Here is a 9,831-nt window from a genome sequence, read left to right on the forward strand (position 1 = left end):
AACTGATTAATGGTCACACCAGTAATGGTTTGACCATTGACCAAGCCAGAAGTAGTAATGCCAGAAGTGTAAGTCGTAGTGCCGTTATAAGTGGCCGCTAGCGCAATGCCTAATGGGGCTTTGGTAATGCTTCCCGTCAATGAATTGTTAAATGTAAATCCATATCCATATACTGGTTTACTTCCACTAGCTGTACTGGTTGTTGCAGTGGCTAAAGTTGGATTACTTGCAACTGAAACAGCCACGTTGCTTGTAGTTACATTCCCAGAAGGAGAGGCATAAGTACCAGTAGTGAGTTTACCGCTAATGGTAACTAGATCACCATTAACTTGGCCAGTGGGTACGCTGTAATTACCTATAGGAATTGTTGCAGTGGTCGTACCATCGTAGACTTTTGTAATGGTGCCGCTTAATGTATCAACAATAGTTGGCGCCAATGTATATAAGAAACCATTGCCAACAGTAGTTGTTTGTACTGCTGTAGAGCCATAGGTAGCCTTATATTGAACATAAGCATTATTTAGACCACCAGTAATGTCAGCAGTTCCGCCAATAAATGGACTGGCATTAGTGCTCCAAATCTGCCAGTACTTACCAGTACCAACTACTAAAGCAGCGGAGCCAACGCTATTAACGATCTGATTACCAACAATAATGATATTGCCGTTGCTATTGGTAATCGAACCACTACTTAATGTAAATACACCACCTGATCCAGCGCTACCGGTATTTCCAGCGTTTAATACCAGATCGGAACTTGCGGTAGTTTGGGTAACAGCGCCGCTATAAGTTTGTGCGCCGGTAGTAAGAACAGTATTTGAGCCGGCCGCCGCAGAGAAAGTAATCGTAGGTGCCGCAGCAGAAAGGGATGTAAGTTTAGTTATCCCACCAACAGCACCACCAAAAGTAATCGTGCCGTTAGGGGCGCTCAAAGTTAAACTATTTGCACCATCAACGGTACTAGTAAATTTAATTCCACTAGCAACAGATGTGGTTACGGTTGCATAACCATTAGCACTGTTTGCCAAGGTTGTTGTACCCACTACACCTGAAATAATAACTCCAGATGGGAGTGCTGAATAACCAGTTGAACCAGCATCACCGCCAAGACCAACAGCCTCAAGGTTCACGGCACCAGGATAAGCGGCACCACCAACCATACCACCACCGCCGCCGCCACTTCCACCTCCGTCTTGTGCTGCTGGAGATATCCCATTTGCACCATTAGATGCAGTTGGAATAATGCTGCCAGAGCTGGCAACGTTTGCAGATGGGACGGCACCGTTAGGTTGACCAGGCGTAGTACTGTTTGCAACACCATAATGGCTACCGCCACCGCCACCGCCTGCGCCTCCGGCATAAATCACAAACGAAGAGGATCCCACTTGGATAACGGAAGCAGCGCCACCACCACCACCACCGCCAGAATAACCAGCAGTTCCAGCAGTACCGCCAGTACCACCATTACCTAAGCCAAGGGCATTAGTGCCACCTGCGCCTCCTGAAGGTCCACCTGAAAAACTCACTCCTTGACCGGCGGCACTTTGTATACCGTTTATACCGCCGCTACCTGGCGCAATCGTCAGAACAGTTCCAGGTAAAAGATTGTCTAGCGTAAAGGTATAGCTCGCAGAGGGTCCTGTACCAAGACCGGTGTAGTTATTAGTGGTAAGGGCGCTTTGATAATTTGCGCAAGTTTGGGCACAATCATTTCCCCCAGCTCCACCAGCAGCACCTACTAAAGTAATGGTAGCTGAAGTACCAAGCACAGTAAAAGTCTGAGCCGTTGGTGAATAGTAGAAAGTAGTTGGTGTTGAAGACAGACCAGAGGAAGTCAGAGTGACATTGCCGCCGACAACTACTGGGCCAGTATAGGTTTGCAGTCCTATAGTTGAAATATTTCCACCTAAAGTAATACCAGTAGAGCTAGCGACATTCAGGGTATTTAAGCTGCTCATCCCCTGCAATGACACTGCTCCAGAACCAGTATTGATAGTCAAGCTAGCATTTATAGTAGAGCTAGAAGTAAAGTTGCTTGAGACAATGACAACGCCTGAGCCGCCCGCTCCACCTAAATAACTGCCTCCGCCTGCACCACCACCGCCACCGCCTAAATTATTAACGCCTGCTGAACCTGCCCCAGCATTTGAACCAGAAGCAATCCCTCCGCTGCCGCTGCCACCCGATCCGGTCGAACAAGCAGTTGAAGATGAGCAACCAGTTACACCACCGCCGCCACCACTGCCATAAAAGACCGTTGGGCCAGTGATGGTGCTAGCTAATCCATTGCCACCATTGCCGGCACTTGTGCCCGAGGCAGCAGACCCTGCAGAAGCCCCAGAGCCGCCGCCTCCGCCGCCGTAATAAACCGAACTACTTGAAAGTCCAGCACCACCAGCACCACCAGTAGATATAGTTGCGCCTGAACCCGAACCACCTGTACCGCTAGAGCCCCCGCTAGTGTTGCTGCCAGCACCGGCTCCACCACCACCACTTCCGATTGTGCTGCCGCTACCTACATTCGCTGCTGAACCAAGTTGTGCTCCACCACCACCGCCATAGGCCATGAGGGTTCCAAACATCGAATCGCCACCACTACCATTGGTAGCGCTCGAACCTGATGCGATTGGGGTACCACCAACACCAACCGCAATCACAATAGCAGTTCCAGACGTAATAGCGTAGCTTGCGTATGAAACCACACCACCGCCACCGCCACCGCCGCCAGCTGAAGCTGAACTTGAGGAACCGCCTGCACCGCCGCCACCAACAACCAATATTGATGCAGTACCAGTGGAGGTAGGTGTCCAGCTATAAGCACCTGCAGAATAGGTCACAGTTACTCCAGCAGGTTGAGATCCTGATCCAGCAACAGCTGTGGCCGTATAGGCAGTGCCATTAAATAAATAATTACCGCCTGTTTCAAAAGTCAGTACTCCGGAGCTAGTTGACGTAATCGTGCCTGGTGTAACACTACCAGTAATCGTAACTGCGCCGTTAGTGGTATTCATTGCCACACTGGTATTGAGAATGACATTACCGCTGTAACTTTGGCTACCAACAGTGGTGACGTTGCCATTTAAAGTAGTGGTGCTACCAATTCCAGTAATTGCAAGGCTAGCTAAAGCTGTATTAGCGCCAACCGTACTGCCAAAGGTAACGGTACCAGTGCCATTATTAATAACTAAAGGACCTCCTCCTTCAACCGCGGCATTAAAATTAATATTTTGATTATTGGTTGTGATAGTTAGATCACTAGGCATAGTGACGATGCCGTTGTAAATTTGTGCACCATTAGTGGCAATTGAGCCGACTAGAGTACTAAGTCCACTGACAGATAAGCTACTTACTATACCGGTATTGGTAATCGATGGACTATTAACACCAATACTCGTCATAGTTAGAGTACCAAGTGCCACGCTCGTTACAGAGGCACCAATATCAAAAATAGCTGAGCCATTTAAGTTTAGGTTTGCGCCTGTACCCAAAGTGGTTGTTGCTGATGAGGCTAGACGTAAAGTCCCTGAATTAACGGTCACATTTGTAATGGCATTCGATGTAGAGGAGAGAGCTAGTATCCCTTTGTTATCACTACCAAGCATTAATGAAGCTCCTGATCCCGTAATTGCTCCGGCAATCGTGGCGGTATAAGTAGCATTTCCGTTATCGATCTCACCACCACCCGTTCCAATCAAAATGCTACGAGTGGCGCCAATAGTGACTGCACCACTCTGACCCGTGATGAGGAGCTCGCCTTGATTACTCAGGGTGATATTAGTAGCTGCTGAGGCAGGTGCTGTTCCTAAATTACCGTCACTACTAATATAGAGAGCGCCATTACTAATCGTCGTTCCACCTGAATAAGTATTCGCACCAGAGAGTACAACGGTACCGATATTGTCCGTACCAACCTTTAACGCAGTGGTTCCAGAAATAATGCCGGCAATAGTAGCGCTATAGCTAGCGTTGCCATTGTCGATTTCACCACCACCCGTACTTAAAAGAATATTTCGCTTGGCATTGATGGTAACTGCCGCAATTTGACCAGATATGAGTAGTTCACCGCCACTGAGGGTAATGTTCGTAGCGGAGCTACCGGGAACCGTGCCTAAGTTACCATCGCTACTAATTTGTAAATTACCCGCACTAATTGTGGTCCCACTATAAGAATTGCTCCCCGCTAAGATCAGCGTTCCAGCACCTAATTTAGTTAAAGCAAAAGCACCGCCAATAGAGCCACTTAAAGTCAAAGTGCCCGCGCCGCCAATGCTGGTTGCCGCTGCGAATGTAAGCGATCCAGAGTAAGCCGAAGTGCCGGTTCCTGTAATAGCGCCCAAACCAGTTGATCCCGCCCCACGAATTGAAGGCGTTGCAGTTAACGTGTTTAAAGTGACGCCATTAATGTCTAAAGTACCACCATTAACAGTAAGAGCACTACCGGTATTAATAGCAGCAGCGTTGGTGACGCTCAGCGTTCCACTTGAGACGGTGGTGGTTCCGTTATAGGTATTAGTACCGCCTAAAATTACCGTACCAGTTTGACTGCCACCATTAATAATGAGGTTGTAAGCATTAGATCCATCAGCAATCGTGTTACTCAACGTGAGTGAACCTGAAGCGCTATTAATAGAAGTATTTCCTGCCAAGGTAATGGCACCAGAAGCAGTATTGTTACCGCTCGTATTGGCTAATGCGCCAGCTGAGCTCACTCCAGTGCCAACTAAGCTTAAGGCATTGCTCATACTAATACCACCAGAAAGAGCTAAAGTGCCACCGCTACTTACAGTAACTGCTGAGCTACCCAAAGCAGTTGAGTTAGCGACTGTTAGGATAGCGCCACTACTAATAGAGGTAGTTCCTGTAAAGCTATTAGCCGTAGGTAACGTCATTGTGGATGCAACTGTAAGAGCAACTGCAGTCCCGCTTGAAGCAATAAGAGAAACAGTCCCTGCTGAAACACTTGAATTCAGTGTAATTGTGTTTGCTGTTAAATTCAATGTCGAGCTTGATCCACCTGAAATCGCAGAACTCGAGTTCACAATAATCTGGCCGCTACTGCTATTAGTCGTTAGATTTAGGGTAGCACCTGTTGTCCAAGTAATTGGCGTTTGTACAGTAATAGTGTCAGTACCAGCTCCATTACTCGTGGTAGTAACAGTAATAGTTGATGTTCCAGCGTTTAGAGCATTAGTAAGCGTTGTTACATATAAATTAGATCTAGTTCCAGAAGAAGAATAGGTTGTGCCAGATACATTAAGTTGAGAACTCGAAGGTGTGCTAGAAGTTGTTATATTTATTGCTTGAGGGTCTAACAACCACTGACCTCCACTACCCGCTTTTATTGCTGCAAGCGTATTTAGGGTATGTCCTGAAGTCTCAATAAAACCACCTAAACCTGTTGCGCTTTGTTGGCTAGCATTGATTGTTGTTGTCTCATCGATGCCCGTATAAATAGAAAACGGCAATGAAGCGTTTTTAGCGTCATTGCCGATTAGTATCGTGCCACCTTGGGTATAGCCGGTTGAGAAAATGTTGCTGCCGGAGATATTGGTGGCATTGGTACCGGAGATTCCAATAGTTCCTCCACGGCCATTACTACCGTTTGTTTGCACAATAATACCGTCTAAATTGACATCACCAGACTGGGTAGTGATCTTAATAAAGCCACCGTCTTGGAAACCATTAGCAGTAATTGTGGTGTTATTGACCTGAATATCGTTCGCAGCAGTTAAGACTAAATTGCCCCCTGCTCCTAAATTTCCATTGGCTTGCACTGAATTGGTGAGGATAATACTGCCCCCATTGGCAGCCAAATAGATCACTCCGCCATCAGTTCCGTTAGCAGCTATGGTGCCAACGAGGATCAAATCTTGGGCAGATTGGGCACTGAAATTACCCCCCTTACCCGAGCTTCCGCTAGCAGAATAGGTGCCACTTAGGGATGTATTTCCGCTAGTTGAGGTTACATAAATGGAGCCGCCGGTCGTGCCGTTGGCCAAGAAACTGCCACTCGAATTCACATCATTAGCAGCAACTGTGATCGTTCCGGCTATTCCAGAAACGCTACTTGCACTGACTAATCCGGCTAAATTGGCTACCCCATTGGCTACTGTCAAGTTCACTTGACCAGCATTTTGGGCATTTGCATCTGCAGTAATGGTTGCGGTATTGGTAGTGCTTAGGCTATTTTGAGCCGTAATAATGATCGTGCCAGCGTCTTCCTCTTTCTTGGAATTGGCATTATTTGTACTGCTGCTTGAGGTATTCGTGCCAGTTGAGCTTCCAGCAGAGTAGCTATTTACAGAAATTCTGCCGGCAACCATGATGACATTGCCCAGTAATTTGAGGATAGCGTTGCTACCGGATCCTGTAACTGAGCCATAAATATCGATTGCCTGAGCAACTGCAGTGACCTGATTTGCGCTCACTGAGCTGTTTGCACTGAGGTCAATCGTGCTTGCGCTGAGTAGCAATGCACCATTTTGGGTAGCATTTATCGCGCCATTGTTAGTCAAGATTCCAGCTGAAGTCAGTGACAGAATGGTTGCATTGCTCGAATTTGGTGCGATTACAGCATTGCTAGCCACGGTCAAGTTTTGCTTCGAGTTCAAGAAAACGTTGCCATTTGCCAATGTATTGGATACCACAGCAGCTGTGCCGGAATCAATATTGATCGAATTGGCATCGATAAACCAGCTGCCAACCATACCTAAAGTAGCTGAAACATTGATCGAGGCAGTCTGCAAAATGCTCACTAGACCAGTAGAACTGGTATCGATCACCCCGCCATTACCACCCAAAATACCGCCGACTGACTTCAAGGCACCCGCAATGGTGGTCTGAATTGAAGACCAAATACGGATTTGGCCACCGTTACCACGATTAATAGAAGAGGTATCAACTACTGCACCCTGACCAACTTCAACAGTTTGGGCTAAGTTTGCAGCTGCAACATTTGAACGGCTACCGTCAGCATTCAGGGTTGAAGTCACGCCTGAGGTACCGACATTTACTTGGCCACCGTTGGCTGCACCAAAAGCGGTCGTTTTGGAATTAGCACCTAAAGTGATGCTATTGCCAACAATGTTCACCTGACCACCGTTCGCAGCAGAATTCGTTACTACTGGAGCAACTGGGGTGGCTTGGCTAGCTGGGACAGAATTATCCGCAACCTGGACACCACCGTTAGCAGAAACTGTTCCAGCTTGAGTCACCTTAGAAGCAACCAACTCAATCACGCCGCCGTTGTCAACCATCGCAGAAGCAGAAATGCGACCAGTGTTTTTAATCGTGGAGGCCATCAATTGATTTGCTGCACCTGCAGCAATAACGATGTAACCACCGTTAACCTCAACAACACGCTTATTGCTGACCAAAGCGTTATAGACGCCTTCATCCACAGAAACGGAGATTAACTGGTTGCCACTGAAAGATAAGCTCACTGTCTTACCAGAAGCAATCGCGATCGTGTTGTTCGCACCGCCCTTAACTGCGATGAGGTAACCCTGATTTTGAACCTCAGGTGCTAAGAGAGCGATATAGCCATCTGCACCAGTGGCAGTAATTTTGCCCTTATTAACAATCTTGCCAGTACCGTTGCCGGTATAAGTATTTTTGCCATCCATAAAATCTTGGGCATTAATTTGCATGGTACTAGCAACGACTGCTCCAGCATTAACCTCAGCACCCTTGCCAAAAGATACGCCATTTGGATTTTGCAAAATCACAGTGCCGTTGGCATTAATAGCGCCATTGATTACCGAACGAGTTGCTCCAGTAACTTGATTCAATGTCACCGAGTTTGCATTGGGCTGATTGAAGTTCACAGTAGCTTGTGAGCCCACATTAAAACTATCCCAATTAACAACCGCTTTTTGAGAAGTCTGGTTAATGTTCATCACCAAACCAGATTGCGTAATATTTGCAGCACCGGCGATCACTTTTCCACCAGTTGGCAATGCAGCCGGATTTACTTTTTGAGCGTTCGCTGGAACAAGTGCAAAAGTAAAAATTGAAGCTGCTAAAAAAGTAGTTAGTTGTCTAGTAGAAAATTTACTGGAGAAAAATTTATCAGCGATAGAAAAAATTTGTTTTTTGCAGATCTCAAAAATGGAAATTGAAACTGAGAAAAGAGTGGAAAAAATCGCACCCAGAGTTTGTGAAAAAGTGGTACTAATTTTTGAACATGTTTTGGAAAAAGAGCGTGTAAAAAATTCTGGAAAATTGAGGGCTGTTTTTTGAGTATTTTTTTCTGAGAATTTACTTTGCAAAAATTGAGAAATAAACCCGCTAAAAATTGTTCTGAAATTTTTAGAATTATTTGAATTTTCTAAGTCGCAAATTTTTAGAATACGAATTTGAATTGCGTTTGGAAATGTATGAAAGAGTTTCAGAAACTGGCTGATAAGGGGCAATTTTCTAGGCGCGTTTTCGCACGTCTCCGTCACCTGCTGGAGCACACTAAAAATGCGGAAGAAAATTTGCTTTAAATTCATCAAAAATTAAAAATAAATAACTGATTAAAAACAGCAGCTTGTGAATTAATACATTCCAGAATCATACCTTACCTAGCTATATAGATAATATCCATAAGGCTAATTAATACACCAAAAAAGTGCAATCCCACGCTAAGTCCGTGTTTATATGGTTTGCTTGGATTCAAAAAAACAACATTAGTTAGAGTTGAACGCTTAGGGCCACTTTATTAAGGCCTAAATTTGAGAAAATTACCTTGATTAAGGGTACAAAAAAGTTCATTTTTACCGCACCAAAAAGAGGGTTTTTGGGCAAAAAAAGGTCTCATTTAAGGCAGTTTTTTACTCCATTTTTTTAGAATTTTTACCTACTTTTTTACAAAAAAATCGCTGTGAATTTTGAGCAAATTTGAGTCTCTTTAGCGCTGCAAATTTGAAGAAAAAAATTGGCAAAGATACTTCGAAAAAAAACAAATAATATATTTTTTATCTTCTCAAAAGAGAAAAAAAATTCATCGTATTTGAACTCAAATTACCCTCTGAAATTGGACCAATTTTTGCTCTTTTTTTTGAGTCATTTTTGACCTTTTTTTGTCGTTTTTTTTGACCTAATTTTGAGCACTTTTTTTGACTTTTTTTGAGTTCTTTTTTTGACTTTTTTGGACGCAATTTTGAACATTTTTTTGTCTTTTTTATGTCTAGATTTTGCTGAAATTTCTCTCTTCTTTTTTCAAAAAGATGTCATCAATAAATAATTTTTTACGTGAAAAAAATCTGTGTTTTGTGTTGATGAATTTCAATTTATTGCGCTTCAAATTGACCGTATTTTTGAGCTCACTTTTGAAAATATTGAGAGACTTTTCTAGTCTCATAGCGAAGTTTTTTTGCTGATTTTTCTCTCTCTTTTGCTCTTTTTTGTTCCTTTTTTTGCCTTTGTATTTGCGCTTATATTTACTTTAATTAAGAGAAAATGATGCTGTAAATCTAGAAAAATATCTTCCGTTTTTTGCTTCTTTTGAGGACTTTTTTAGGGTGGGTGAATAGCTTGATTTTGAAAAATGCGGGATGAATTTCGCCTCATTTTTACCCAACATTGATTCCAACTATTTACAAAAAATAGGTGGTGTTTAATGCGTGATTGTTCTTTTTTTTGAATGCCTATTCTCTGATGTGGGATCTGAAATATCGCTTAATTGATAGGATTATTTTTTAAGATTTGACCTGTCGTTTGGTAATACCCCCACCCCTTAACCTGACTTAAAAGTAGAATTTCTAAGTTGTTTGATTTAAAGGAAATTCTATGAAAACCTCCCGTTTTACCGATAGCCAAATCATGGGCATCCTCAAGCAAGCCGAG

1 protein-coding gene is annotated in these 9,831 nt (G+C 44.1%); it reads right to left on the reverse strand.

The genetic code is table 11. The features are described from left to right. A partial coding sequence (locus tag VC182_RS04535) for a filamentous hemagglutinin N-terminal domain-containing protein (RefSeq protein ID WP_323484630.1) occupies positions 1–7,958 on the reverse strand: 7,958 nt, incomplete at its 3' end. Positions 7,959–9,831: the final 1,873 nt, after the last annotated feature.

Origin of the sequence: Polynucleobacter sp. AP-Nickl1-40-C4, assembly GCF_035012665.1 — a bacterium.
Lineage (GTDB): Bacteria > Pseudomonadota > Gammaproteobacteria > Burkholderiales > Burkholderiaceae > Polynucleobacter.